We start from the raw sequence: 24,872 nt of genomic DNA on the forward strand, positions 1-24,872 counted from the left end.
AAATCACGCAACGTGCGTTATACAAATCACACGACGTGCGTTACGCTCTTCCGGTGGCGCAACTGACATTCCAGCGTGCCCGCACCGAGGAAAAGAAGCGCCAACGTGCGGAGGCCCTCGTGGAAGCCGCGCGCTCGCTGGCGATGGAGACGGGCGTCGCGTCGGTCACCCTGACCGCGGTGGCGAGCCGCGCCGGAATTCACTATTCGGCGGTGCGCCGCTACTTCACCTCGCACAAGGAAGTGCTGCTGCGCCTGTCCGCCGAGGGGTGGGTGCGGTGGTCGAACACCGTGTCGGACAAGCTGGCCGAGCCCGGCGCCAAATCGCCGTCGCGCATCGCCGGGACGCTGGCCGAGGCGCTGGCCGACGATCCGCTGTTCTGCGACCTGCTGGCCAACCTGCACCTGCACCTGGAGCACGAGGTGGACGCGGAGCGGGTCATCGAGGTCAGGCGCATCAGCACCGCCGCCACGCGCTCGCTCGCCGATGCCATCGAGAGGGCGCTGCCCGAGCTCGGGCGGTCGGGGTCGCTCGACATCCTGCTGGCCGCGTACTCGCTGGCGGCCACCCTGTGGCAGGTCGCGAATCCGCCGGCGGATCTCACCGACGTCTACGCCGAGGAGCCGGAAGTGGCTCCGCCGGAGTGGAATCTGGACTTCGCGACCGCGCTGACGCGCCTGCTGACTGCCACGTGCATCGGGCTCATCGCGGAAGCCGCATGAACTCAGGGAGGGAGGCCGGTAACGCTGTGGCTTGGCGATCTTCAACCGGTGAACACGGGAAGGGACTTGGAGCGCCCATGACGACGACTGAGCCAAGGACCGAGCCGCTGCAGCAGCAGGGCTCCGCCGGCGGGGAGGGCGAAAAGGCCGCTCCGCAGCGCGCCAAGAAAAAGGGGGTTTTGGGGCGTTTCTGGCTGGTGCTCACGATCGCGGCTGTCGTCGCGCTGTCGGGGTTCGTCGTGTACCGGTTGCACGGCGTGTTCGGCGTTCACCGCGGTTCGTTCGGTGGTGGCACCTCGGGTGAGGTCCTCGACGAGTTCAACGCCAAGACGATCACGCTCCAGGTCTGGGGCCCGCCGGGCAGCACGGCGACCATCAACTACCTCGACGAAAACTCCCATCCGCAGCAGGCGCTCAACGTGCCCTTGCCCTGGAGCAAAGTATTGAGTTCAACGAAGCCCGGCATCCCGGCAAACCTGGTGGCGCAAGGCGACGGCAGTTGGATCGCCTGCCAGTTCGTGGTGAACAAGCACGACGGGAGCGGTGACGTCATCAAGACGCCGAATCGCTCGGATCCCAACCAAACCGTGAACGCCTTCGTCTATTGCCTGGACAAGTCCGCATGAGCGAGCCGGGCGAGGTTCCGCCGCGCGTCGATCAGCCGCTGATCCCGCCGTTCCTGCCGCGGATGATCCACAAGCTGGCCCTGCCGATCGTCCTGGTGTGGTTGGGCATCGTGTTCGTCACCAACACCGTGGCCCCGCAGCTGGAGGTCGTCGCCAAAACCCACTCGGTGTCGATGAGTCCGACCGACGCGGCGTCCTTCCAGTCGATGATGAAGGTCGGGTCGACGTTCAAAGAGTTCAACTCCGACAACTCGGCCATGATCCTGCTGGAGGGCGACAAGCCACTCGGGGCCGAAGCGCACCGCTACTACGACGAGATCGTCAGGCGCGTCGAGCAAGACAAGAAACACGTCCAGCACGTCCAGGATTTCTGGAGCGATCCGCTCACGGCGGCGGGTTCCCAGAGCCACGACCAAAAGGCCGCGTACGTCCAGGTTTACCTCGCCGGCAACATGGGCGGCGGCCTGGCGAACGAGTCCGCCGCGGCCGTCCGCAAGATCGTGGACTCGGTACCCGCGCCGCCGGGAATCAAGGCATACGTCACCGGCGCGGGTCCGCTGTTCGCCGATCAATCTCACGCGGGTGAGAAGGGCGTAGCGAAGGTCACGCTCGTCACGTTCTTGGTGATCATCTTGATGCTGCTGTTCGTCTATCGGTCGGCGATCACCATGCTGATCATGCTCGTCATGGTGTTCATCGAACTGGCGGCGGCCCGTGGCGTCGTCGCGGTCCTGGGAAACTACGGGATCATCGGGCTTTCCACCTTCGCCAACAACATGCTGGTGCTGATGGCGATCGCCGCCGGGACGGACTACGCGATCTTCGTGGTCGGCCGCTACCACGAGGCCCGTGGTCTGGGCGAATCGCGCGAAAAAGCCTTCTACACCATGTTCCATAGCACCGCGCATGTCGTGCTCGGGTCGGGATTGACCATCGCCGGCGCGATGTACTGCCTGAGCTTCTGCCGGCTGCCGTACTTCCAGACGTTGGGCGTGCCGTGCGCGGTCGGCATGCTGGTGGCGGTTCTCGCGGCGTTGACGCTGGGCCCGGCGGTGTTGACGGTGGCGTCGTTCTTCAAGCTCATGGACCCGAAGCGCAAGCTGCAGACCCGGGGCTGGCGCCGCATGGGCACCGCGGTGGTCCGCTGGCCCGCACCCGTTCTCGCGGTGACCATCGCGGTCGCGTTGGTCGGTCTGCTCGCCCTGCCCGGTTACAAGACGGACTACGACAACCGCCACTTCCTGCCGGCGGACACCCCGGCCAATGTCGGTTATGCCGCCGCGGATCGGCACTTCGACCAGGCTCGGCTCAATCCCGAGCTGTTGATGATCGAGACCGATCACGACCTGCGTAACCCGGCCGACTTCCTGGTCCTGGACAAGGTCGCCAAGGCGGTCTTCCACATCCCGGGTATCGGCCGCGTGCAGACCATCACCCGGCCGTTGGGCACGCCGCTCGACCACAGCACCCTCGGGTTTCAGATGGGCGCGCAAGCCGCGGGGCGGATCCAGACCCAGCACTACCAAGAGGAGCAGGCGAACAATCTGCTCAAGCAGGCCGACGAGCTGCACAAGACGATGGCAACGCTGCATGAGCAGATGCAGGTGACCCAGGATCTCAGCAACACGACACACGAAACCACCAGGCTCACCAAGGAAACCGTGCAGATCACCGAGAAGTTGCGCGACGACATCGCGGACTTCGACGACTTCCTCCGGCCGATCCGCAGCTACTTCTACTGGGAGAAGCACTGTTACGACATCCCGGTCTGCTGGGCGCTCCGGTCGGTCTTCAACGCGCTCGACGGCATCGACCAGGTGGCTGAGAACATCGTCAACCTGAGCGCGAACCTCGACAAGCTGGATCGGATCCAGCCCAAACTGGTGGCGCTGATACCACCGCAGATCGAGAGCCAGCAGCGCAACCTCGACACCATCATGTCGAACTATGCGATCACACAGGGTCTCAACGAACAGGCGAGAGCGCAGTCCGACAACGCCACCGCGCAGGGCGATGCCTTCGACAAAGCGAAGAACGACGACACGTTCTACCTTCCGCCGGAGGCGTTCAAGAGCCCGGACTTCGCGCGGGGTCTCAAGCAGTTCATCTCGCCCAACGGGCACGCCGTCCGGCTGATCATCTCCCACGAGGGCGACCCGGCGACTCCTGAAGGCATCAACCACATCGAACCGATCAAGCAGGCCGTACACGAGGCGATCAAGGGCACCCCCTGGGAGGGCGCCAAGGTCTACCTCGGCGGCACCGCCGCGACGTACAAGGACATGCACGACGGGTCCAACATCGACCTGATGATCGCCGGAATCGCCGCAGCCACATTGATTTTCGTCATCATGCTGGTGATCACCCGAAGCGTCGTGGCGGCCTTCGTGATCGTCGGAACGGTGTTGCTGTCGCTGGGCGCCTCATTCGGACTCTCCGTGCTCGTGTGGCAGTACATCCTGGGCCTGAAGTTGCACTGGATGGTGCTGGCGATGGCGGTCATCCTGCTGCTGGCGGTCGGCTCGGACTACAACCTGCTGCTGATATCGCGGTTCAAGGAGGAGATCCACGCCGGGCTGAAGACGGGGACGATCCGCGCGATGGCCGGTTCGGGCTCGGTGGTGACCTCCGCCGGGCTGGTGTTCGCCGCCACCATGGCCACGTTCATGTTCAGCCCGCTGCTGGTGATGGCCCAGGTGGGTACGACGATCGCGTTGGGTCTGCTGTTCGACACCCTGATCGTGCGGTCGTTCATGACACCGTCGCTGGCCACCTTGCTCGGGCGCTGGTTCTGGTGGCCGCAGCACGTGCGTCCACGGCCGGCCAGCACGATGCTGCGACCGTACGGACCGCGTCCCGCCGTGCGCGAGCTGATCCTCAAAGACGTCGAGGAGCACCCGCCGGGCGGATTGGTACAGCCGCGCTGATCCTACGAAGCGTGAGCAGCCCGCCGCGGGTGGTCAGAAGTCCCAGTCCGCGTCCTCGGTGGCCTGGTGGGAGCCGATGACATAGGAGCTGCCCGACCCGGAGAAGAAGTCATGGTTCTCGCCGGCGCCGGGATCGAGCGCCGAGAGCACCGCTGGGTTCACCCGGCAGTCCGAGGGCCCGAACATCGGCTCGTACCCGAGGTTGGCCAGGGCCCGGTTCGCGTTGAACCGCATGTAGGGCAGTACGTCGTCGGTCCAGCCCAGGCCGTCGTACAGATCGTGGGCATAATCAATCTCGTTGGTGTACAACGCATTCAGCAGCTCGTAGGTGTACTCGCGGTGGCCGGACCGCTCTGATTCCGAAAGCTCGGCGAGTCCGCGCTGACACTTGTAGCCGATGTAGAAGCCGTGCACGGCTTCGTCGCGGATGATCAGCCGGATGATGTCGGCGGTGTTGGTGAGCTTGCCGCGCGAGGACCAGTACATCGGCAGGTAGAAACCGGAGTAGAACAGAAACGATTCCAGCATGACCGACGCCGCCTTGCGTTTGAGGGCGTCGTCCCCGCGGTAATAGTCGACGACGATCTGAGCCTTGCGCTGCAGGTGCGGATTGCGCTCGGACCAGTCGAAGGCGTCGTCGATCTGGCGGGTGGAGCACAGCGTTGAAAAGATCGAACTGTAGCTCTTGGCGTGGACCGATTCCATGAACGCGATGTTGGTCAGCACCGCCTCCTCGTGGGGCGTGACCGCATCGGCGATCATCGACACCGCGCCGACGGTGGCCTGCGTCGTATCGAGCAACGTGAGCCCCGTGAACACTCGCACGGTCGTCTGCTGCTCCTGCGCGGTCAGCGTCTGCCATGACGCCGAGTCGTTGGACAGCGGCACCTTCTCCGGCAGCCAGAAGTTGCCCGTCAGCCGCTCCCATACCTGCGCGTCCTTGGGGTCGGGCAGGCGATTCCAGTTGACCGCCCGCATTCGATCCACCGATCGGATGCTCATCGCGCGCCGCCGAACTCGTCGCTGCTGCGTAGCCCGGACAGGTCGCCGCGGCGAGCGGCCTCGAAGCGGACGGCGACGTCGGCCCAATTCACGATCGACCACAGCCTGTCGACGTAGTCGGCCTTGACGTTGCGGTACTGCAGGTAGAACGCGTGCTCCCAGGCGTCGAACACCAGCAGCGGAGTGCTGGTGATCGCCACGCTGATGTGGTGATCGTGAATCTGGTGCACGACCAGCCGACGCCCGATCGGGTCCCACGCCAGCGCGCCCCACCCCGAGCCCTGCACGCTGGAGGTGGCCCCGGTCATCTCGGCGCGGAACGCCTCGAATCCGCCGAAGAACTCGTCGATGGCGGCGGCCAGTTCCCCCTCGGGCCTTTCGGCGGCCTCCGGCGAGAGATTCGTCCAAAAGATCGAGTGCAAGGCATGGCCGGCGAGGTGAAACGCCAGCGTCCGCTCCAGGCCCGGCAAGTGGGCGAGGTTGCGCTCGGCACGCGCCTCGGCGAGCTGGTCGACGGTCGAGTTGGCGCCCTTGACGTAGGCGGCGTGATGCGCGTCGTGGTGCAGCTGCATGATCTCGCCGCTGATCGCGGGCTCGAGCGCACCGTAGTCATAGGTCAGGTCGGGCAGGACGTAGTGGGGCATGGCTCTCCCTCGTCGGTGTGGGCTGTCGTCCGAACATACCGGCGAGATTTCGGGTAGCCAAATAATTTGTTCCGAGGTACCGTAATTCGTGTCGGTGGGTGTACCGACAGCCACGCGGCCCGCACCGGTTCTCCGGTGCGGGCCGTACCTTTCAGTGGTGAAAACGGCAGGAGGGCACACCAAAAGACTCAGCGCCCAGGAGGAGATTCCTGGGCGCTGGGTTTGAATACCGCTTATGCCGTGAGGATTACGACCAGTTCCACACCGACATGTCGCCGGGCGGGTAGGTGTTGCAGATGTCGGTGGCCTTGGCGACCACGCCCTTGTTGTTCCAGAAGATCTTCATGTGGTTGGGCCAGGCCAACCACAACGGATCGGCCTGTGGCGCATAGAAGTTCTCGGAGTAGTTCCGGCGGTCGGCCGGCGACAACGCATAGAACCAGTGGGCCTTGTCGATGGCGGCCTGGTTCACGTTGGGGTGGTTGTTGAAGTCGATCATGTAGCGCTGGTAGTACACCGGGCTGGTGTCCCGGGTTGCCGCCAGGATCTGCTCGGCATCACATGTGGTGTTGATCATCCGGCGGGGGATCGGGAAGTCCTCCGTGGAGTCGGCTACCGCGGTCGACGGGAAGATCGCAGCGGTAACACCCAGAGCAAGGAACGCAGCGCCTGCACGCAGGCCGGTACTCAGCCGAGACATAGCAGTTACGGTAGCACTTTTTGGCCGGACGCGGATATTTCCCAGCTGACTGCCAGGGGATCTCTAGCCTGTCTCAGTATCAGTCCCGATCAGGGACGATGACGTGTGACGGGTCCGGCCGCAGCTCCGGCGGGGCCTGGCTGTAGTCCCCGAACGGGCCGTCGCGGCGCTCGACGGCGGCGCGCACGCCCTCGTCCTCCGCGATCTTGATGAAGCCCAGGGCGTCGGGCGTATTGCGCATCAGGCCGTCGAGGATGCCGCCCAGCGTCTGGGTGGAGGCCAGGCCCATGTTCTCGTAGGCCTGGTTGACGATCAGCTTTTGCGCCTGCAACTGCGACAAGGGGATCTGCGCCAGTTCGGCCGCGATCTCGGCCACCCGCGCTTCGAGGCGCTCGAAGGGCACCGCCTCGTTGATCAGCTCGATCTCCGCGGCCTGCACGCCGGTCAGGGGACGCCCGGTCAGCGAGTGCCACTTCACCTTGGCCAGGCTCAGCCGGTAGAGCCACATCCCGGTCAGGTACGCGCCCCACATCCTGCTGTAGGGGGTGCCGATCACGGCGTCCTCGCTGGCGATGACGAGATCGGCGCACAGCGCGTAGTCGCTGGCACCGCCCACGCACCAGCCGTGCACCTGGGCGATCACCGGTTTGGACGCCCGCCAGATGGCCATGAACTTTTGCGTCGGCCCGGTCTCGCGGGCGCTGACCATCGCGAAGTCCTTGCCGGGATCCCACTTTCCGTCGCTCATCATGGATTCGCCCCAGTGCTGGAAACCGCCGCCGAAGTCGTAGCCGCCGGAGAACGCCCGGCCCGCCCCGCGCAGCACGATGACCTTGACGGCCGGGTCGCGCTCGGCCAGGCCGACCGCGGCCTCGATCTCGTCGGGCATGGGCGGCACGATCGTGTTCAGCTGCTCGGGCCGGTTCAGCGTGATGGTGGCCACGGGGCCGGCCGTGCGGTAGAGCAGGGTCTGGAAGTCGCTGCTTGGCATGGCGTCCTTAGGGGTCGGGCTGCCGGTTTTCCGGTGACGAGGCGTAGATCCGCCCGGCGATCTTCAGATACGGCGTGGTGAGGTAGGCCGAGAAGGCGACGATGGCCGAAAAGATCGCCGCCACGACGACTCCGTTGGGCCACAGCTGGCCGGTCCCGACCGCGAAGCAGGCGATGCCGATGATCGCGGTCGCCCAGTAGAACCGCCGGCCCGCGCGACGGTCGTTGATGAAGCGGTACCGTGCCTGGGCCGCCGACGCCAGGATGAAGATCAGCCCGGTCGCCAACAGGGTGAGTTCGATGCGCTGCGCCGCTGACACGTCGTCGATCCTATGACTGCGTGCGCCCGCCCAGCATCTGCCATAGGAACGAGTAGGTCAGCGCCGACTTGAAGGCGACCTGCTCGTTGTCGGCCGCACCGGCGTGGCCGCCCTCGATGTTCTCGTAGTAGAACACCGGGTGGCCGGCGGCCTCGAGGGCCGCGGTCATCTTGCGGGCGTGCCCCGGATGCACCCGGTCGTCGCGGGTGGACGTGGTCATCAGCACCGGCGGGTACCGGCGCGTCGCCGAAATGTTTTGGTAGGGCGAGTATTCGGCGATGAATTTCCAATCGTCGGGGTTGTCCGGGTCACCGTACTCGGCCACCCACGACGCGCCGGCCAGCAGCAGGTGGTAGCGCTTCATGTCCAGCAGCGGGACGCTGCACACCAGCGCGCCGAATTTCTCCGGGTACTGGGTCAGCATGATGCCCATCAGCAGGCCGCCGTTGCTGCCGCCCTGCGCGCCGAGCTGCTCGACGCGTGTGATGCCGCGGTCCACCAAATCGGTTGCCACGGCGGCGAAGTCCTCGGCGACCTTGTGCCGGCCCTCGCGTATCGCCTGGGTGTGCCACTCGGGGCCGTATTCGCCGCCGCCGCGGATGTTGGCCAACACGTACGTGCCGCCGCGGGCCAGCCACAGCCGCCCCAGCACGCCGCTGTAACCGGGCGTGTTCGACGATTCGAATCCGCCGTAGCCGTAGAGCAGGGTGGGCGCCGGTCCGTCGGACGCCGGGCCGGCGGGCCGCACCACGAAGTAGGGGATCGGCGTGCCGTCCTTCGACTTCACGAAGTTCTGTGTCACGGAGATGTTTTCGGCATCGAAGAACGCCGGGGCGGACTTGAGCTGTTCGAGGGCCTCGTCGTCGGTGCCCCGCATCAGCCGGGACGGTGTGTCGAATCCACTGGAATCCAGGAAGAACTCGTCGCCGGTGTCGTCGGCGGAGACGACGACGGTGTTGGTGGCGGCCGGGATCCCGGCCACGGGTTCGCGGCGCCAGGATGCCCGTGACGATCGCAAGCGCGGCGGAGCCGGGCGCAGCGGGTCGTCACCCGATGCCCGTGACGATCGCAAGCGCGGCGGAGCCGGGCGCAGCGGGTCGTCACCCGATGGCCGTGACGGCGTGACGATCTCGACGCGACTGGCCACGTCCACCAGCGAGACGATCACCAGCCGGTCGCGGGTCCACGCGTAGTGGTTGAGCGCCGTGTGTTCGTCGGGTTCGAAGACCACCTGCAATTGCGCTGTGCCGCCGAGGAATTCCTCGTAGTCGGCGGCCAGCAGCGACCCGGCGCCATAGGTAGTGCCGCCGAAGAACCAATCGCTGCGCAGCTCGACCAGCAGCCATTCGCGGTGCAGGCTCACGCTGGCGTCGGTGGGGGTGTCGATGCGGATGAGTTCCGGCCCGCGCAGCTCGTAGAGTTCTTCGTTCCAGAAGTCCAGCGCCCGCCCGATCAGGGTGCGCTCGTACCCGGGGATCCGGCTGGCGCTGGCCGCCACGTTCACGTCGGAACGGGCGCCCTCGAAGACGGTCTCGGCCTCGGCCAGGGGTGTGCCCCGGCGCCACCGCTTGACCGCCCGCGGGTAGCCCGAATCGGTGAGCGTGTCGGGCCCGAAGTCGGTGCCGACCAGGACGGTGTCGGGGTCTTCCCAGCTGACCTGCGACTTGGCTTCCGGAAGTTCGAATCCGTCGGTGACGAATTCCCTTGTCAGCATGTCGAATTCGCGCACGATCGAGGCGTCCGAGCCGCCGCGGGAGAGGCTGACCAGCGCGCGGGTGTACTCGGGGTAGATGACGGCGGCGCCGGCCCACACCCATTTCTCGCCGTCGGCCCGGCCCAGTTCGTCGACGTCGATCAGCACGTCCCACTCGGGGGTATCGGTGCGGTAGCTGTCCAGCGTGGTGCGCCGCCACAGCCCGCGGGGGTTGGCCGCGTCACGCCAGAAGTTGTAGAGGTATTCGCCGCGGCGTACCACGTAGGGGATGCGGGCGTCGGTGTCGAGCACCTCGAGCGCCTCGGTGCGCATCCGCTCGAAATCGGTGTCGCGGAAGCGCGCCAGCGTCGGCTCGTTGCGCGCCCGCACCCAATCCAGCGCCTCGTCGCCGGTGACGTCCTCGAGCCAGAGGTAGGGGTCTTCGCTGTCCTGAGGGTCGGTGCGCGCGTGCGGCGTCGTGGAAGCGTTGGAAGCCATGGAAGCCATTGTGGCCACGGCGGTACTGTGAGGTGTATTACACAGCCGAACGAGGAGTGAGAGCAGTGACCGTTTTCGCACGTCCAGGTGCCGCCGGGGCGTTGATGTCGTATGAGTCTCGCTACGAGAACTTCATCGGGGGGCAGTGGGTTCCGCCGGCGCGGGGGCGCTACTTCGAGAACCCGACACCGGTCACCGGCCAGACGTTCTGCGAGGTGGCCCGTTCGGATGAGGCCGACGTCGACAAGGCGCTCGACGCCGCCCACGCGGCCGCGCCGGCGTGGGGTAAGACGGCGCCGGCCGAGCGCGCCGCGATCCTGAACAAGATCGCCGACCGCATCGACGAACACACCGCCGCGCTGGCGGTGGCCGAGGTCTGGGACAACGGCAAGCCGATCCGCGAGGCGCTGGCCGCCGACATCCCCTTGGCGGCCGACCACTTCCGGTACTTCGCCGCGGCGCTGCGCGCCCAGGAGGGCTCGCTGAGCCAGATCGACGACGACACCGTCGCCTACCACTTCCACGAGCCGCTCGGCGTGGTCGGGCAGATCATCCCGTGGAACTTCCCCATCCTGATGGGCGCCTGGAAGCTGGCGCCCGCGTTGGCCGCCGGCAACGCGGTGGTGCTCAAACCCGCTGAGCAGACGCCGGTTTCGGTGCTCTACCTGATGTCGCTGATCGGCGATCTGCTGCCGCCCGGGGTGATCAACGTCGTCAGTGGGTTCGGCGCCGAGGCCGGTAAGCCGCTGGCATCGAGCAACCGGATCGCCAAGATCGCGTTCACCGGCGAGACCACCACGGGGCGACTGATCATGCAGTACGCGTCGCAGAACCTGATCCCGGTCACCCTCGAACTCGGGGGCAAGAGCCCCAACATCTTCTTCTCCGATGTGATGGCCAAGGCCGACGACTATCAGGACAAGGCTCTGGAGGGCTTCACGATGTTCGCCCTCAACCAGGGCGAGGTGTGCACCTGCCCGTCGCGCAGCCTGGTCCAGGCCGACATCTACGACGAGTTCCTGGAGCTGGCCGCGATCCGCACCAAGGCGGTCCGGCAGGGCGACCCGCTGGACTCCGAGACCATGCTGGGGTCGCAGGCGTCCAACGACCAGCTGGAAAAGGTGTTGTCCTACATCGAAATCGGCAAGGACGAGGGCGCCAAGGTGATCACCGGAGGCGAACGCGCCGAGCTCGGCGGCGACCTGTCCGGCGGCTTCTACATGCAGCCCACCATCCTGGGCGGCGACAACTCGATGCGGGTCTTCCAGGAGGAGATCTTCGGGCCGGTGGTGGCGGTGACGTCGTTCTCCGATTACGACGACGCCATGTCGATCGCCAACGACACCCTCTACGGCCTGGGGGCGGGGGTGTGGAGCCGCGACGGCAACACCGCCTACCGGGCCGGGCGCGACATCCAGGCCGGCCGGGTGTGGGTGAACTGCTACCACGTCTATCCCGCCCACGCGGCGTTCGGCGGCTACAAGCAGTCCGGCATCGGCCGGGAGAACCACAAGATGATGCTGGACCACTATCAGCAGACCAAGAACATGCTGGTGTCCTACTCCGAGAAGGCGCAAGGGTTCTTCTGACGCGCCGGCGACGATGCAGAGCGAAGCGATGAGTGGAAGCGGCGCGAGGGGTCTCGCGCCCGCCGGAGTGGCCATCACCGCCCCGGCCGCCGAGGTACTGACGCGGCTGCAGGCGGCGCACGGCCCGGTGATGTTCCACCAGTCCGGCGGCTGCTGCGACGGCTCGTCGCCGATGTGCTACCCGCTCGGCGACTTCCTGGTCGGCGATCGCGACGTCCTGCTCGGCGTGCTCGACGTCGGACCCGACGGCGTGCCGGTGTGGATTTCGGGCCCGCAGTACGCGGCCCACTATCGCGACAAGCACACCCAGTTGGTGATCGACGTGGTGCCCGGCCGCGGCGGCGGGTTCAGCCTGGAGGCACCCGACGGCGTCCGGTTCCTGTCCCGCGGCCGCGTCTTCACCGCCGAAGAACAGGCGTCTTTGGCCGGCGCGCCGGTCATCACGGGCGCCGGTTACGAGCGGGGTGAACGGCCCGCGACACGCGGTCCGGTGGTGGCCGGCGCGGGCGCGCAGACATGCCCTGCGCCTCGGTGACCGCAGTACAGTCGAGAAAGTGATTCCCCTGCCCCGTCCCTGGTTACTGGCCGGCGCCATGCTGATCGGAAGCGCGGTCGGGGCCCTGGCGTGCGTGGCGTACACCGTCGTGGTCCACGCCAGCGTCCGCCCGGACATCGCGATCGCGTCGGTGGTTGGCATCCCCAGCGTCGTCGGGCTGACGATGATCCTGTTCTCCGGGCGCCGCTGGGTCACCGCGCTGGGCGCGTTCATCCTGGCGGCGGCGCCGGGCTGGTTCGGTGTGCTCGTCGCGTTGCGGGTGACCGCCGGTGCCTGACGACAAGGACGCCGCGAGCCCAGGGACCGAGGCCTTCGTGCCGGACTTCTCCGACGATGAACGCGAGACCGAGGACACCGGGACCCAGTCCTGGGTCCCCGATTTCGACGACGACTCCGACTCCGAGATCGCGGACACCGGCGAGCGGCCGGCGGCCACCGAGCCCGAACCCGGCGAGCCAGAACCGGAGGCCGCCACCGGATCCGCCGTCCCGGTGCAGTCGGTCACCGTCCCCGGTCGCTACTTCTACGTCAAGTGGTGGAAGTTGGCCCTGATGCTGCTGGGCGTGTGGGCCGCCGCGGCCGTGGTCGGGCTGGGTTTGTTCTCGTGGTGGTACGGCTCGATCGACAAGACTCCGGCGCTGTTCGCGGTGCTGGTCTACGTGGCGGTGTGCGTGGTCGGCGGCGTGATGCTCGCGATGGTGCACGGCAGGCCGCTGGTTTCCGCGCTGTCGGTGGCGCTGATGTCGGGGCCGTTCGCCGCCGTGGCCGGCGCGGCACCCCTGTACGGCTATTACTACTGCGAGCGAGTGGGCCACTGCCTGGTCGGCGTCATTCCGTATTGACCTGATTCCGAGGCGCCCCGCGAGTGTGGGGGTGAGGGACGAATTTCCGGCGTTTCCGGTACGTAGCGCCCACCCTCGGCGCGTTGGAAGCGGCGCGACTCACGGCGTTGTCCGCTGCGAGCCGGCGCCCACTAGGGTGGGCACGTGACTTCTCACTATGACGTCGTCGTCCTCGGGGCCGGCCCCGGCGGATATGTCGCGGCCATTCGCGCCGCACAACTCGGCCTTTCCACCGCGGTCGTCGAGCCGAAGTACTGGGGCGGGGTTTGCCTCAACGTCGGCTGCATTCCGTCCAAGGCGCTGCTGCGCAACGCCGAACTCGCGCACATCTTCACCAAAGAGGCTAAGACCTTTGGCATCAGCGGAGAGGCGACCTTCGACTACGGCGTCGCCTTCGACCGCAGCCGCAAGGTGGCAGAGGGCCGCGTCGCGGGCGTGCACTTCCTGATGAAGAAGAACAAGATCACCGAGATCCACGGCTACGGCCGGTTCACCGACGCGAACACCATCTCGGTCGAACTCAACGACGGCGGGACCGAGACGGTCACGTTCGACAACGCCATCATCGCCACCGGCAGCAGCACCCGGCTGGTTCCGGGCACCTCGCTGTCGGCCAACGTGGTCACCTACGAGGAACTGATCCTGTCCCGCGAGCTGCCTGAGTCGATCATCATCGCCGGTTGCGGAGCGATCGGCATGGAGTTCGGCTACGTGCTGCGCAACTACGGGGTCGACGTGACCGTCGTGGAGTTCTTGGCGCGCGCGCTGCCCAACGAGGACGCCGAGGTGTCCAAGGAGGTTGAGAGGCAGTTCAAGAAGCTGGGCGTCAAAATCCTCACCGGTACCAAGGTCGAGTCGATCTCCGACAACGGTGCCGAGGTGACTGTGGCCGTCAGCAAGGACGGCAACACCCAGGAGCTCAAGGCCGCGAAAGTGTTGCAGGCCATCGGTTTTGCGCCCAACGTCGAGGGCTACGGCCTCGAGGCCGCCGGGGTCGCGCTGACCGACCGCAAGGCCATCGGCATCACCGACTACATGCGCACCAACATCGAGCACATCTACGCCATCGGCGATGTCACCGGGAAGCTGCAGCTCGCCCACGTCGCCGAGGCCCAGGGCGTCGTGGCGGCCGAAACCATCGCCGGCGCAGAGACTTTGGCGCTCGGTGACTACCGGATGATGCCGCGCGCGACCTTCTGCCAGCCTCAGGTGGCCAGCTTCGGCCTCACCGAGGAGCAGGCCCGCGAGGAAGGCCACGACGTGGTGGTGGCGAAGTTCCCGTTCACCGCGAACGGCAAGGCCCACGGTGTCGGCGACCCGAGCGGGTTCGTCAAGCTGATCGCCGACTCGAAATACGGTGAGCTGCTGGGCGGTCACCTGGTGGGGCACGATGTCTCGGAGCTGCTTCCGGAGCTGACGCTGGCGCAGAAGTGGGATCTGACCGCCACCGAGCTGGCCCGCAACGTGCACACCCACCCGACCATGTCCGAGGCGCTGCAGGAATGCTTCCACGGGCTGACCGGACACATGATCAATTTCTGAGCCGCGCATGATTCGCACCGTCACGCCCCAGACGATCGCGGGCGCCGTCGCCGGCCTGGCGACCGGTTATGTCGTGTGGCTGCTCGGCATTTCGACCGGGGACAACGCGACGGCGGGCCAGTGGGGTCCGCTGGTCTTGCTGGCCTCGGTGGTGCTGGGAATCGGCGCCGCGATCTGGGGTGCCTGGCAGCGACGACGCGGGAAGCTGGGCTGGGCGGCGTTCGCCTTCGGCCTGCCGGTACTTCCCGTGGTCCTGACGCTGGCCATTTTGGCCGACGTCTACCTATAGCTGCTGCGGGTTGTCCAGCGGAATCTCGAGCGTCGCCATCGTCGCGGCCAGCCCATCGTATTGGCTTGCCAGCAAGCAGAATTCGATCAGCTGCCGCCGGTCCAGGTGAGTCGCCAGCTCGCGCCAGGTGGCGTCGGTGACGGTGCGGTCGTTGACGAACTCGTCGGTCGCCGCCAGCAGCGCCTGCTGACGCACAGTCAGGCGCCCCTCGACCGGGTCCAGCCGTTCCGGCCACGCGAAGATCGCGGCCTGCGCGTCGGCGTCGAGCCCGGCCTTGCGCGCCATCCGGCGATGGTGCTGCAGTTCGTATTCGCATGCCCGTAGGTGTCCGACCCGCAGGATCACCAGCTCGGTGTCGATGGTCGGCAGCTTCCCGCGCAGCAGCCGGCCCCCGTAGGCCAGCCACGTCCAAAACAGCAACTGGCGCTGGCCCAGGATGGTGAACAGGTGCATCTCCGGTGCGCGCACGGTGCGCGCGCCCAGCTTCGCGATCACCCAATTGATCGGTCCCAGTTGGCGGAATCGCCCCGGCGGGATGCGGCCGTCGGGACTCACGGTTGCGTCACCAGGTACGGGGACACCGTGCTGCGATGCTCGTCGAGATCGAGCGCGCGCCCGAGCGCCGGGAAGGCGCGCTGCGGACAGTTGTCGCGCTCACAGACCCGGCATCCCGCGCCGATCGGTGTGGAGATTTCCCCCGACAAGTCGAGTCCTTCCGAGTAGACGAGCCGGTGCGCGTGGCGAAGCTCGCACCCCAGGCCGATCGCGAAGGTCTTACCGGGCTGACCATACCGGGCCGCGCGTCGTTCCACGGTGCGGGCCACCCACATGTAGTTGCGGCCGTCGGGCATCTGCGCGATCTGGACCAGGATCTTGCCCGGGTTGGCGAAGGTTTCGTAGACGTTCCACAGCGGGCAGGTGCCTCCGCTGGAGGAGAAATGAAAACCGGTGGCGGACTGGCGTTTTGACATGTTGCCGGCGCGGTCGACCCGGACGAAGGAGAACGGCACCCCGCGCATCGACGGGCGCTGCATCGTCGAGAGCCGGTGCGCGATGGTCTCGTAGCTGATCGAGTAGAAGGAAGACAACCGTTCGACGTCGTAGCGGAAATTCTCTGCGACGTCGTGGAATTGGCGGTAGGGGAGCACGGCGGCCGCGGCGAAGTAGTTGGCCAGACCGAGCCGGGCCAGCGTATGCGACTCGTCGCTGGTGAACTTGCCCTGCGCGACCAGGTCATCGATCAGATCCCCGAACTCGAGGTAGGCCAGTTCGGCGGCCATCTTGAACACCTGCTGCCCCAGCGAGAGGTGATTGCTGATCTCCAGCGTCTTGGTGGCGGGGTCGTAGCGGTGCAGCACGGTGTCGCCGAGATCGATGCGGCGGTTGATGTGCACCCCGTGCACCTCGGTGAGCCGGCGCGTCAACTCCCGGGCCAGATCGCCGTGGTGCAACCGCATCTTGATGGTGAGCTCCTCGGCGGCGGTGTCCAGCTCGTGCAGGTAGTTCTGCCGTTGGTAGAAGTAGTCGCGCACCTCCTCGTGCGGCATGGTGATCGATCCGCTGCCGCTGCCGTCGGAGAACCGCTCCTCGGTGGCGGCCGCCAGCTGCGCGGTGGTGATCCGGTAACGGCGGTGCAGGTTGACCACCGCCCGCGCCAACCCGGGATGAGCGCTGACCATTTCGGCGACCTCGGTCGGGTCGACGTCGATGTCGAGGTCGCGGTCCAGGGTGACCTCGCGCAGCTCGGCGACCAGCCGGGTGTCGTCCTGTGAGGAGAAGAACGTGGCGTCCACCCCGAACACCTCGGTGATGCGCAGCAGCACGGCCACCGTCAGGGGGCGAACGTCGTGCTCGATCTGGTTGAGGTAGCTCGGGGAGATTTCCAGCATCTGAGCCAGCGCGGCCTGGGAAAACCCGCGCTCGTTGCGCAGCTGGCGGACCCGCGAGCCGACGAACGTCTTGGACACCTCACCGAGGTTACCGGCCTTGCGAAGCTTTGGTTCGCAGAGTTGGCAGCGGGTCTCGCGCGTCGCGATTGGTGTTCGATGGCCCTCGTTGGCATTATTCGACCGGGGCCTCGGGCCTTAACCTGGGGTAACCGCGAGGAGGAAACGGGGAGCGCACCGTGAGCCTGGATAAACAACTGATGCCGGTGCCCGACGGTCACCCGGACGTTTTCGACCGCCAGTGGCCGTTGCGGGTCGGGGATATCGACCGCACGGGCCGGCTGCGACTGGACGCCGCGTGCCGGCACATCCAGGACATCGGCCAGGACCAGCTACGCGAGATGGGTTTCGAGGAGACCCATCCGCTGTGGATCGTCCGGCGCACGATGATCGACCTGATCCGACCGGTCGAATTCAGCGACATGCTGCGGATGCGCAGATGGTGCTCGGGCACCTCCAATCGCTGGTGCGAGATGCGGGTCCGCATCGACGGCAAGCGCAAGGGCGGGCTCATCGAGTCCGAGGCCTTCTGGATCAACATCAACCGGGAGACCCAGATGCCCTCGCGCATCGCCGACGACTTCCTGGCGGGCCTGCACAAGACCACGTCGGTCGACCGGCTGCGATGGAAGTCTTATCTGAAGCCGGGCAGCCGGGACGACGCGGTCGAGATCCACGAGTTTCCCGTCCGGGTCACCGACATCGACCTGTTCGACCACATGAACAACTCCGTGTACTGGAGCGTGGTCGAGGACTACCTGGCCTCGCACACCGAGCTGATGCAGGCGCCGTTGCGCATCACGATCGAGCACGAGGCGCCGGTGGCGCTGGGGGACAAGCTGGAGATCATCTCGCACATCCACCCCGCCGGATCGACCGAGCAATTCGGTCCCGACCTGGCCGATCGCACTGTTACAACGCTCACATACGCCGTCGGCGACGAGACGAAAGCCGTCGCGTCGATCTTTGCTAGGTAACAGGACAAGCGTCCCGGTTAAATTGCCCTCTGACCTGCTGCTTTGGGGTTACTGACGGGTAGCTTCTGAAACGGTCAAGCAAGTTAGCAACTTAACAAGATTCGCAAATTTGCCCGTTCCCGTTGCTGAAATTGGCAATTGAAACGGGTGGACCGGCCCCCCTGAGCTGTGCCATCTTCGAGTTAGCACACCAGTGAAGTTGAGCCGCTAGCTACCGCCGGTGAGGCGTTCAGCAACCCAGTAGTGAAGATCGTGAAGGAGCATGCCCATGTCTGTTGTTGGCACCCCCAAGAGCGCCGAACAGATTCAGAAGGACTGGGACACCAACCCGCGGTGGAAGGACGTCACCCGCACCTACAGCGCCAAGGACGTCGTCGCCCTGCAGGGCACCGTCGTCGAGGAGGCCACCCTGGCCCGCCGCGGCGCCGAGGTGCTGTGGGAGCAGCTCCACGACCTCGAGTACATCAACGCGCTCGGCGCGCTGACCGGGAACATGGCCGTCCAGCAGGTGCGCGCCGGCCTCAAGGCCATCTACCTGTCCGGGTGGCAGGTCGCCGGGGACGCGAACCTGTCCGGGCACACCTACCCCGACCAGAGCCTCTACCCGGCCAACTCGGTGCCCCAGGTGGTCCGCCGGATCAACAACGCGCTGCTGCGCGCCGACGAGATCGCCAAGGTCGAGGGCGACACCTCGGTGAAGAACTGGCTGGCCCCCATCGTCGCCGACGGTGAGGCCGGTTTCGGTGGCGCGCTCAACGTCTACGAGCTGCAGAAGGCCATGATCGCGGCCGGTGTGGCGGGCTCGCACTGGGAGGACCAGCTGGCTTCGGAGAAGAAGTGTGGTCACCTGGGCGGCAAGGTGCTGATCCCGACCCAGCAGCACATCCGCACCCTGACCTCGGCCCGGCTGGCGGCCGACGTTTGCGACGTGCCGACCGTCGTCATCGCCCGGACCGACGCCGAGGCGGCCACCCTGATCACCTCGGACGTCGACGAGCGTGACCAGCCGTTCATCACCGGTGAGCGCACCAAGGAGGGCTTCTACCGGGTCCGCAACGGCCTGGAGCCCTGCATCGCCCGGGCCAAGGCGTACGCGCCGTACTCCGACCTGATCTGGATGGAGACCGGCACTCCGGACCTCGAGCTCGCCGCGAAGTTCGCCGAGGGCGTCAAGTCCGAGTTCCCCGACCAGATGCTGGCCTACAACTGCTCGCCGTCGTTCAACTGGAAGAAGCACCTTGACGACTCCACCATCGCGAAGTTCCAAAAGGAGCTCGGCGCAATGGGATTCAAGTTCCAGTTCATCACCCTGGCCGGCTTCCACGCCCTGAACTACTCGATGTTCGACCTGGCCTACGGCTACGCCCGCAACCAGATGAGCGCCTACGTCGAGCTGCAGGAGCGCGAGTTCGCCGCCGAGGAGCGTGGCTACACCGCCACCAAGCACCAGCGTGAGGTGGGTGCCGGTTACTTCGACCGCATCGCCACCACGGTCGACCCGAGCTCGTCGACCACCGCGCTGACCGGCTCCACCGAAGAGGGGCAGTTTCACTGAGCCCGAGCGGGCTTAGGCCGCGAGGACGAAGCGAAACCGACGGCTTGAGTCACTGAGCCCGAGCGGCGCATGCCGCGAGCGGCGCATGCCGCAAGCGCGCCGAGCGTGCATCGGTGGTGAGAATTCGGCCGAACTTTCGCCCTGAGTACACGCTCGTCGCACCGAAAATGAGATGAAGTAGCGTAGGCCCCGCCCAGGCCAACCCTGGGCGGGGCCTATTGCGGTGCAAGACGATACGGTCACCGCAGAGAACCGGAGAGAATTGAAGTGAGTGACGCAGCGATTCAGCGAGTAGGCGTGGTCGGGGCGGGCCAGATGGGATCCGGCATCGCCGAGGTCTCGGTCCGCGCCGACGTCGACGTGACGGTGTTCGAGACCACCGAGGCCCTCATCGCGGCGGGACGCAACCGCATCGTCAAGTCGCTGGAGCGCGGCGTCAGCGCGGGCAAGGTCACCGAGCGCGAACGTGACCGCGCGCTGAGCAAGCTCACCTTCACCACGGACCTGAACGACCTCGCCGACCGCCAACTGGTTATCGAGGCGATCATCGAGGACGACGCCGTCAAGGCGCAGGTCTTCGCCGAACTCGACCGGGTGATCACCGATCCCGACGCGGTGCTGGCGTCCAACACCTCCAGCATCCCGATCATGAAGATCGCCGCGGCCACCAAGAACCCGCAACGCGTGCTGGGTCTGCACTTCTTCAACCCGGTGCCGGTGTTGCCGCTGGTCGAGTTGGTCAGCACGCTGGTCACCGACGAGGCCGCCGCCGCGCGCACCGAGGAGTTCGCGAGCGCGGTCCTGGGCAAGCAGGTAGTGCGCTGCTCGGACCGGTCCGGCTTCGTGGTGAACGCGTTGCTGGTGCCCTACCTGCTATCGGCGATCCGCATGGTGGAGGCCGGATTTGCCACGGTCGAGGATGTGGACAAGGCTGTGGTGGCCGGGCTGTCGCACCCGATGGGCCCGCTGCGCCTGTCCGACCTGGTCGGCCTGGACACCTTGAAGTTGATCGCGGACAAGATGTTCGAGGAGTTCAAGGAGCCGCAGTACGGGCCGCCGCCGCTGCTGCTGCGCATGGTGGAGGCCGGCCGGCTCGGCAAGAAGACCGGCCAGGGCTTCTACAAGTACTGACCACTCGCGGGTGACATACCGCGGGGCGCCTGACACGCTGGCCGCTATGCCGTCGGCTAGTATGCGTGCGTTTAATACGACGAAAGGTATGTACCGCGGATGACGAGGCTTGAGCCGTATTACGAGGAGTCGCAGTCCATCTACGACGTCTCGGACGAATTCTTCGCATTGTTTCTCGACCCGACGATGGCCTACACGTGCGCCTATTTCGAGCGCGACGACATGACCCTCGAAGAGGCCCAGATTGCGAAATTCGACCTGGCGCTGGGAAAGCTGAACCTCGAGCCGGGGATGACCCTGCTGGACATCGGCTGCGGCTGGGGCGGCGCGCTCAAACGGGCCGTCGAGCGCTACGACGTCAACGTCATCGGAATCACGCTGAGCCGCAACCAATTCGAGTACAGCAAGAAGATGCTGGCCGGATTGCCGACGGACCGTAACATCGAAGTGCGCCTGCAGGGCTGGGAAGAGTTCGAGGACAAGGTCGACCGGATCGTGACGATCGGTGCCTTCGAGGCCTTCAAGATGGAGCGCTATCCCGCATTTTTCGATCTCGCCTATGACATCCTTCCCGACGACGGCCGGATGCTTTTGCACACCATTTTGATGTATCAGTGGCAGGAATATCCCGCGCTCGGCGTCACATTGACGATGAGCGATATCCGGTTCGCGCGATTCATCGGCCAGGAGATTTTCCCGGGTGGCCAACTGCCGGCGCAGGAGGACATTTTCAAGTTCGGCGAGGCCGCCGGATTCTCGGTCGAGCGGGTGCAGTTGCTGCAGGAGCATTACGCGCGGACCCTCAACATCTGGGCGGCGAATCTGGAAGCCAATAAGGAAAAGGCGATCGCCGTCCAATCCCAAGAGGTCTACGACAAGTACATGCACTATCTGACCGGGTGCGAGAATTTCTTCCGCAAGGGCATCAGCAACGTGGGGCAATTCACGTTGGTCAAATAGCCCAGTCGAATCAGCCCTGAACGGTGATCCGTTCGGGGCTGATTGTTTCCGTGGAGGGGGTTACTTCTTCTCCATCGTGAACTGGTTGACGTCGGTGTACCCATCCCGGAACAGCTCGGCGCAGCCGGTCAGGTACTTCATGTACCGGTCGTAGACCTCTTGGGACTGGATGGCGAGGGCCTCCTCGCGGTTGGCTTCGAGCGCCTCCGCCCACAGGTCCAGCGTCCTCGCGTAGTGCAGCCGCAGCGACTGGACGCGGGTGAGCTCGAAGCCCACCGTGACCCCGTACTCGCCGACGGTCTGGGGCGTCGGAAGCCAGCCACCCGGGAAGATCTCGGCCAGGATGAATTTCGAGAACTCGACGATCTCGTGGGTCAGGCTCAGGCCCTTGGCCCGGGCGTCCTTGAACGACGGCCGAACGATGGTGTGCAACAACATGATTCCGCCGGGCGGAAGCGCGTTGTAGGCCATCTTGAAGAAGCGCCCGTAGCGCTGGCGGCCGAAGTGCTCGAACGCGCCGATCGAGACGATGCGGTCCACCGGTTCGTGGAACTTCTCCCAGCCCTCCAGCAGCACCCGGCGGGTGCGGGTGGTGTCCATCTGGTCGAAGGATTTCTGCACGTGCTCGGCCTGATTCTCCGACAGCGTCAGGCCCACGACGTTGACGTCGTAGCGCTCGATGGCTCGCCGCATGGTGGCACCCCAGCCGCAACCGATGTCCAGCAGCGTCATTCCCGGCTCGAGCTTGAGCTTGCCCAGCGCCAAATCGATCTTGGCGAGCTGCGCCTGTTCCAGGGTCATGTCGTCGCGCTCGAAGTAGGCGCAGCTGTAGGTCTGGGTGGGGTCCAGGAACAGCCGGAAGAAGTCGTCAGACAAGTCGTAATGGGCTTGCACGTTTCCGAAATGCGGCGTGAGCTGCACAGACATGTCGACACGAGCCTTTCTTTTCGCGGAGGGGCAGGGGCGCACAGCCGAACAAGAACCCCGCTATGTCCCCCGACGCTTCCTGCATGCTAATCCCTGAGGCAGGTGAAGTCGTCCTACCCAGGGGTTGCGTCCCAGCCTCACATGAGACCGACAGGATTCCAAAAGCGCCGGCCGGGCCGTCTCAGCCGGCGGCCGCGTCGTCGTCGTCCCGGGGTGGGACGATCGGCGACGGGTGCGGCTCCTCGCGGAATTTCTCCAGCGACCCGCCGACCTCGACGATCCCCTTCAGCGCGTTCCAGCTCAGCATCGTCAGGTAGTCGATCAACTCGTCGCGAGTCATCCGCGGATAGGACATCCAGGAGTGGGTGGCCAGCTGCACGCCGCCGACGATCAGGTACGCCCACGGCTCCGCGCCCCCGGTGTCCATGCCCGCCTGTTGCATGCGCCGGCGCATCAGCACCGCGAGCATGCGGGCGATGATCCGCTCGGAGTCGGCGATGACCTTGCTCTTGCTGGCGGAACTGTTGGCCATCACGAAGCGATAGGGCTCGGGTTCGTTCGCGACCGTTTCGACGTATACCCGGATGACCTCGCGGGTCAGGTCGAAGCCGTCGAGGTTAGACGTCAGCGCCGCAGCCATATTCGGGATCAGCGTGGTCTGGGTGAACCGCATCATCACGGCGGTGGTGAGGTCGTTCTTGTCGACGAAATAGCGGTAGAGCACCGTCTTCGAGACGCCGATCTCGGCGGCGATCTCATCCATGCTCAGGGCGCCGCCGAGGCGGCGAATCGCGTCGATCGTGCCGTCAACGAGTTCGTTACGACGCTCCACCTTGTGCTGATGCCAGCGCCGCTTGCGCCCATCCATTTTGACGCGCACAACCGTGATTTGTTCTGTCACTGTCGCCGAGTTCCCATTCCCTAGACGCCCTCGATACTACGGCGTGGACAGGTCGGTTTGTGGCGCTGGCCGGGCATGTAGCGGCGTTTGAGGGGCTCGGCAACCAGTGTCGTCACACCAATCGCCGGGAACATAGATGATGAAGTGGTGGCACACAGAGCCTCGGTGCGAGGCGACGCATCCGGCCCGCCGACGGCGAGGCCGAGTTCGGCGACGCCGTTGACGGCCGCGGGCCGGGGACGCACCTCGTTGGCCGAGTCCTTCGCGGGCGCCGATCGTGAGGCTGACGCGCAGCGACGGGTGGCGCTGCGCCGGATGAAGATGGTCGCGCTGAGCTTTTTGATCGGTGCCACCGGCGTGTTCCTCGCCTGCCGGTGGGCCCAGGCGCATGCCGGCGCGGGCGTCTGGGTGGGTTATGTCGGTGCCGCCGCGGAGGCCGGGATGGTGGGCGCCCTGGCGGACTGGTTCGCCGTGACCGCGCTGTTCAGGCACCCGCTGGGCATACCGATCCCGCACACCGCGATCATCAAACGCAAGAAAGACCAGCTGGGCGAGGGCCTGGGCGCGTTCGTGCGGGAGAACTTCCTGTCGCCGGAGGTCGTGGAAGCCAAGCTGCGCGACGCCGAGGTGTCCGGCCGGCTCGGGAAATGGCTGTCGGAGGCCGCGCACGCCGAGCGGGTGGCGAGCGAGACGGCCACGGTGCTGCGGGTGCTCGTCGAGCTGCTGCGCGACGAGGACGTCCAGCAGGTGATCGACCGGATGATCGTGCGCCGCATCGCCGAGCCGCAATGGGGACCGCCCGTCGGCCGGGTGCTGGCGACGCTGCTGGCCGAGAACCGACAGGAGGCGCTGATCCAGTTGCTGGCCGACCGGGCCTTCCAGTGGTCGCTGAACGCCGGCGAGGTCATCCAGCGGGTGGTCGAGCGCGACTCGCCGACCTGGTCGCCGCGGTTCGTCGACCATCTGGTCGGCGATCGCATCCACCGCGAGCTGATGGACTTCACCGACAAGGTGCGCCGCAACCCCGACCACGAGCTGCGCCGGTCGGCGACCCGCTTCCTGTTCGAATTCGCCGACGACCTGCAGCACGACCCGGACACCATCGCGCGGGCCGACGCCATCAAAGAGCAGCTCATGGCGCGCGACGAGATCGCCAACGCCGCCGCGACGGCGTGGACGACGCTCAAACGCCTGGTGCTCGAGGGCGTGGACGACCCGTCCAGCACGCTGCGCACGCGGATCGCCGACACGGTCGTGCGCATCGGGGAGTCGCTGCGCGACGACGTCGACCTGCGGGACAAGGTCGACAACTGGCTCGTGCGGGCGGCCCAGCACCTGGTCTCGCAATATGGGGTGGAGATCACAGCGATCATCACCGACACCATCGAACGCTGGGATGCCGAGGAGGCCAGCCGGCGCATCGAACTCCACGTGGGCCGTGACCTGCAATTCATCAGGATCAACGGAACGGTGGTCGGCTCGTTGGCCGGCCTGGTGATCTACGCCGTCGCGCAGCTGCTTTTCTAGTAGTGCTA

General features: G+C 66.1%; 24 protein-coding genes. 14 read left to right on the forward strand and 10 right to left on the reverse strand.

Translation table 11 applies throughout. The features are described from left to right. The first annotated feature begins 35 nt into the window (after positions 1–35). From QGN31_RS02740 to QGN31_RS02750, 3 genes are all read left to right on the forward strand, one after another. Positions 36–722 carry a TetR family transcriptional regulator gene (locus QGN31_RS02740; RefSeq protein WP_085976859.1) on the forward strand — a complete coding sequence of 229 codons (687 nt, stop codon included), beginning with the start codon at positions 36–38 and terminating at the stop codon, positions 720–722. A gap of 77 nt (positions 723–799) precedes the next feature. Further along, complete coding sequence (locus QGN31_RS02745; RefSeq protein ID WP_008261293.1) at positions 800–1,348, forward strand: MmpS family transport accessory protein; 549 nt, start codon at positions 800–802, stop codon at positions 1,346–1,348. Beyond that, positions 1,345–4,275, forward strand: coding sequence for an MMPL/RND family transporter (locus tag QGN31_RS02750; RefSeq protein WP_014942995.1), 2,931 nt, complete (start codon positions 1,345–1,347; stop codon positions 4,273–4,275). The genes QGN31_RS02745 and QGN31_RS02750 overlap by 4 nt, the downstream gene beginning before the upstream one ends. 33 nt (positions 4,276–4,308) lie before the next feature. Here QGN31_RS02750 and nrdF read toward each other — a convergent pair whose 3' ends face one another. From nrdF to QGN31_RS02780, 6 genes are all read right to left on the reverse strand, one after another. Then, positions 4,309–5,277, reverse strand: coding sequence for a class 1b ribonucleoside-diphosphate reductase subunit beta (gene nrdF / locus QGN31_RS02755; RefSeq protein ID WP_014942994.1), 969 nt, complete (start codon positions 5,275–5,277; stop codon positions 4,309–4,311). Continuing rightward, positions 5,274–5,921, reverse strand: a complete 648-nt coding sequence (locus tag QGN31_RS02760) for a superoxide dismutase (RefSeq protein WP_014942993.1) — start codon at positions 5,919–5,921, stop codon at positions 5,274–5,276. Before QGN31_RS02760 ends, nrdF begins: the two co-directional genes overlap by 4 nt. A gap of 247 nt (positions 5,922–6,168) precedes the next feature. Continuing rightward, the gene (locus QGN31_RS02765) at positions 6,169–6,621 is read right to left on the reverse strand and encodes a DUF5078 domain-containing protein (RefSeq protein WP_014383367.1); all 453 of its coding nucleotides are present in this window, start codon (positions 6,619–6,621) and stop codon (positions 6,169–6,171) included. Positions 6,622–6,700: 79 nt separating this feature from the next. Beyond that, on the reverse strand, positions 6,701–7,612 hold the full coding sequence (locus tag QGN31_RS02770; protein ID WP_008261283.1) for a crotonase/enoyl-CoA hydratase family protein: 912 nt from the start codon (positions 7,610–7,612) through the stop codon (positions 6,701–6,703). Between the two features lie 7 nt (positions 7,613–7,619). Then, positions 7,620–7,931, reverse strand: coding sequence for a hypothetical protein (locus tag QGN31_RS02775; protein ID WP_008261279.1), 312 nt, complete (start codon positions 7,929–7,931; stop codon positions 7,620–7,622). A 10-nt stretch (positions 7,932–7,941) separates the two neighbouring features. Then, positions 7,942–10,122: a prolyl oligopeptidase family serine peptidase gene (locus QGN31_RS02780; protein WP_326544668.1), complete on the reverse strand. Its 2,181-nt coding sequence runs from the start codon at positions 10,120–10,122 to the stop codon at positions 7,942–7,944. Between the two features lie 65 nt (positions 10,123–10,187). Between QGN31_RS02780 and exaC the strand changes: the two genes are divergently transcribed. The 6 genes from exaC to QGN31_RS02810 all read left to right on the forward strand — a co-directional run bounded on the left by exaC (position 10,188) and on the right by QGN31_RS02810 (position 14,940). Further along, positions 10,188–11,711, forward strand: coding sequence for an acetaldehyde dehydrogenase ExaC (gene exaC / locus QGN31_RS02785; protein WP_008261276.1), 1,524 nt, complete (start codon positions 10,188–10,190; stop codon positions 11,709–11,711). A gap of 28 nt (positions 11,712–11,739) precedes the next feature. Further along, positions 11,740–12,246, forward strand: a complete 507-nt coding sequence (locus QGN31_RS02790; protein ID WP_050782791.1) for a DUF779 domain-containing protein — start codon at positions 11,740–11,742, stop codon at positions 12,244–12,246. A 19-nt stretch (positions 12,247–12,265) separates the two neighbouring features. Further along, entirely contained in the window at positions 12,266–12,544 is a 279-nt protein-coding gene (locus QGN31_RS02795) for a putative holin (protein ID WP_026071173.1), read from the forward strand. Continuing rightward, positions 12,537–13,109, forward strand: a complete 573-nt coding sequence (locus QGN31_RS02800; RefSeq protein ID WP_008261270.1) for a hypothetical protein — start codon at positions 12,537–12,539, stop codon at positions 13,107–13,109. The genes QGN31_RS02795 and QGN31_RS02800 overlap by 8 nt, the downstream gene beginning before the upstream one ends. Before the next feature lie 144 nt (positions 13,110–13,253). Continuing rightward, positions 13,254–14,651 (forward strand): dihydrolipoyl dehydrogenase, encoded by a 1,398-nt coding sequence (gene lpdA, locus QGN31_RS02805; protein WP_014383364.1) that lies wholly within the window; start codon positions 13,254–13,256, stop codon positions 14,649–14,651. A gap of 7 nt (positions 14,652–14,658) precedes the next feature. Continuing rightward, complete coding sequence (locus QGN31_RS02810; protein WP_008261268.1) at positions 14,659–14,940, forward strand: hypothetical protein; 282 nt, start codon at positions 14,659–14,661, stop codon at positions 14,938–14,940. Here QGN31_RS02810 and QGN31_RS02815 read toward each other — a convergent pair. Together QGN31_RS02815 and ramB are read right to left on the reverse strand one after the other, a co-directional pair. Then, positions 14,935–15,495 (reverse strand): carboxymuconolactone decarboxylase family protein, encoded by a 561-nt coding sequence (locus QGN31_RS02815; protein WP_008261267.1) that lies wholly within the window; start codon positions 15,493–15,495, stop codon positions 14,935–14,937. The genes QGN31_RS02810 and QGN31_RS02815 overlap by 6 nt on opposite strands. Further along, positions 15,492–16,907 (reverse strand): acetate metabolism transcriptional regulator RamB, encoded by a 1,416-nt coding sequence (gene ramB, locus QGN31_RS02820; protein WP_008261266.1) that lies wholly within the window; start codon positions 16,905–16,907, stop codon positions 15,492–15,494. Before ramB ends, QGN31_RS02815 begins: the two co-directional genes overlap by 4 nt. Before the next feature lie 158 nt (positions 16,908–17,065). Here ramB and QGN31_RS02825 point away from each other — a divergent pair, with 158 nt between their 5' ends. The 4 genes from QGN31_RS02825 to QGN31_RS02840 all read left to right on the forward strand — a co-directional run bounded on the left by QGN31_RS02825 (position 17,066) and on the right by QGN31_RS02840 (position 21,509). After that, positions 17,066–17,863: an acyl-[acyl-carrier-protein] thioesterase gene (locus QGN31_RS02825; RefSeq protein ID WP_008261265.1), complete on the forward strand. Its 798-nt coding sequence runs from the start codon at positions 17,066–17,068 to the stop codon at positions 17,861–17,863. Positions 17,864–18,131: 268 nt separating this feature from the next. Beyond that, positions 18,132–19,418, forward strand: coding sequence for an isocitrate lyase (gene aceA, locus QGN31_RS02830; RefSeq protein ID WP_008261263.1), 1,287 nt, complete (start codon positions 18,132–18,134; stop codon positions 19,416–19,418). A 267-nt stretch (positions 19,419–19,685) separates the two neighbouring features. After that, on the forward strand, positions 19,686–20,549 hold the full coding sequence (locus tag QGN31_RS02835; protein WP_014381237.1) for a 3-hydroxybutyryl-CoA dehydrogenase: 864 nt from the start codon (positions 19,686–19,688) through the stop codon (positions 20,547–20,549). A 99-nt stretch (positions 20,550–20,648) separates the two neighbouring features. After that, a complete protein-coding gene (locus tag QGN31_RS02840; protein ID WP_009953526.1) occupies positions 20,649–21,509 on the forward strand; it encodes a cyclopropane mycolic acid synthase family methyltransferase in 861 nt (286 codons plus the stop codon). A gap of 60 nt (positions 21,510–21,569) precedes the next feature. Here QGN31_RS02840 and pcaA read toward each other — a convergent pair whose 3' ends face one another. Continuing rightward, entirely contained in the window at positions 21,570–22,436 is an 867-nt protein-coding gene (gene pcaA / locus QGN31_RS02845; RefSeq protein WP_008261257.1) for a cyclopropane mycolic acid synthase PcaA, read from the reverse strand. 181 nt (positions 22,437–22,617) lie between these two features. Then, the gene (locus QGN31_RS02850) at positions 22,618–23,304 is read right to left on the reverse strand and encodes a TetR/AcrR family transcriptional regulator (protein WP_026071174.1); all 687 of its coding nucleotides are present in this window, start codon (positions 23,302–23,304) and stop codon (positions 22,618–22,620) included. A 177-nt stretch (positions 23,305–23,481) separates the two neighbouring features. On the opposite strand from QGN31_RS02850, the gene QGN31_RS02855 reads away from it, so the two are divergent. Beyond that, positions 23,482–24,864, forward strand: coding sequence for a DUF445 domain-containing protein (locus QGN31_RS02855; protein WP_085978356.1), 1,383 nt, complete (start codon positions 23,482–23,484; stop codon positions 24,862–24,864). Positions 24,865–24,872 lie beyond the last annotated feature (8 nt).

Origin of the sequence: Mycobacterium sp. 2-64, assembly GCF_035918375.1 — a bacterium.
Taxonomy (GTDB): domain Bacteria; phylum Actinomycetota; class Actinomycetes; order Mycobacteriales; family Mycobacteriaceae; genus Mycobacterium; species Mycobacterium intracellulare.

Bases quoted from the DNA above. Each gene is read 5' to 3' on its own strand.
- QGN31_RS02745 (WP_008261293.1), top strand. From the start codon at position 800: ATGACGACGACTGAGCCAAGGACCGAGCCGCTGCAGCAGCAGGGCTCC.
- QGN31_RS02750 (WP_014942995.1), top strand. From the start codon at position 1,345: ATGAGCGAGCCGGGCGAGGTTCCGCCGCGCGTCGATCAGCCGCTGATC.
- nrdF (WP_014942994.1), bottom strand. From the start codon at position 5,277: ATGAGCATCCGATCGGTGGATCGAATGCGGGCGGTCAACTGGAATCGC.
- QGN31_RS02760 (WP_014942993.1), bottom strand. From the start codon at position 5,921: ATGCCCCACTACGTCCTGCCCGACCTGACCTATGACTACGGTGCGCTC.
- QGN31_RS02765 (WP_014383367.1), bottom strand. From the start codon at position 6,621: ATGTCTCGGCTGAGTACCGGCCTGCGTGCAGGCGCTGCGTTCCTTGCT.
- QGN31_RS02770 (WP_008261283.1), bottom strand. From the start codon at position 7,612: ATGCCAAGCAGCGACTTCCAGACCCTGCTCTACCGCACGGCCGGCCCC.
- QGN31_RS02780 (WP_326544668.1), bottom strand. From the start codon at position 10,122: ATGGCTTCCAACGCTTCCACGACGCCGCACGCGCGCACCGACCCTCAG.
- QGN31_RS02790 (WP_050782791.1), top strand. From the start codon at position 11,740: ATGAGTGGAAGCGGCGCGAGGGGTCTCGCGCCCGCCGGAGTGGCCATC.
- QGN31_RS02810 (WP_008261268.1), top strand. From the start codon at position 14,659: ATGATTCGCACCGTCACGCCCCAGACGATCGCGGGCGCCGTCGCCGGC.
- aceA (WP_008261263.1), top strand. From the start codon at position 18,132: ATGTCTGTTGTTGGCACCCCCAAGAGCGCCGAACAGATTCAGAAGGAC.
- QGN31_RS02840 (WP_009953526.1), top strand. From the start codon at position 20,649: ATGACGAGGCTTGAGCCGTATTACGAGGAGTCGCAGTCCATCTACGAC.
- pcaA (WP_008261257.1), bottom strand. From the start codon at position 22,436: ATGTCTGTGCAGCTCACGCCGCATTTCGGAAACGTGCAAGCCCATTAC.
- QGN31_RS02850 (WP_026071174.1), bottom strand. From the start codon at position 23,304: ATGGATGGGCGCAAGCGGCGCTGGCATCAGCACAAGGTGGAGCGTCGT.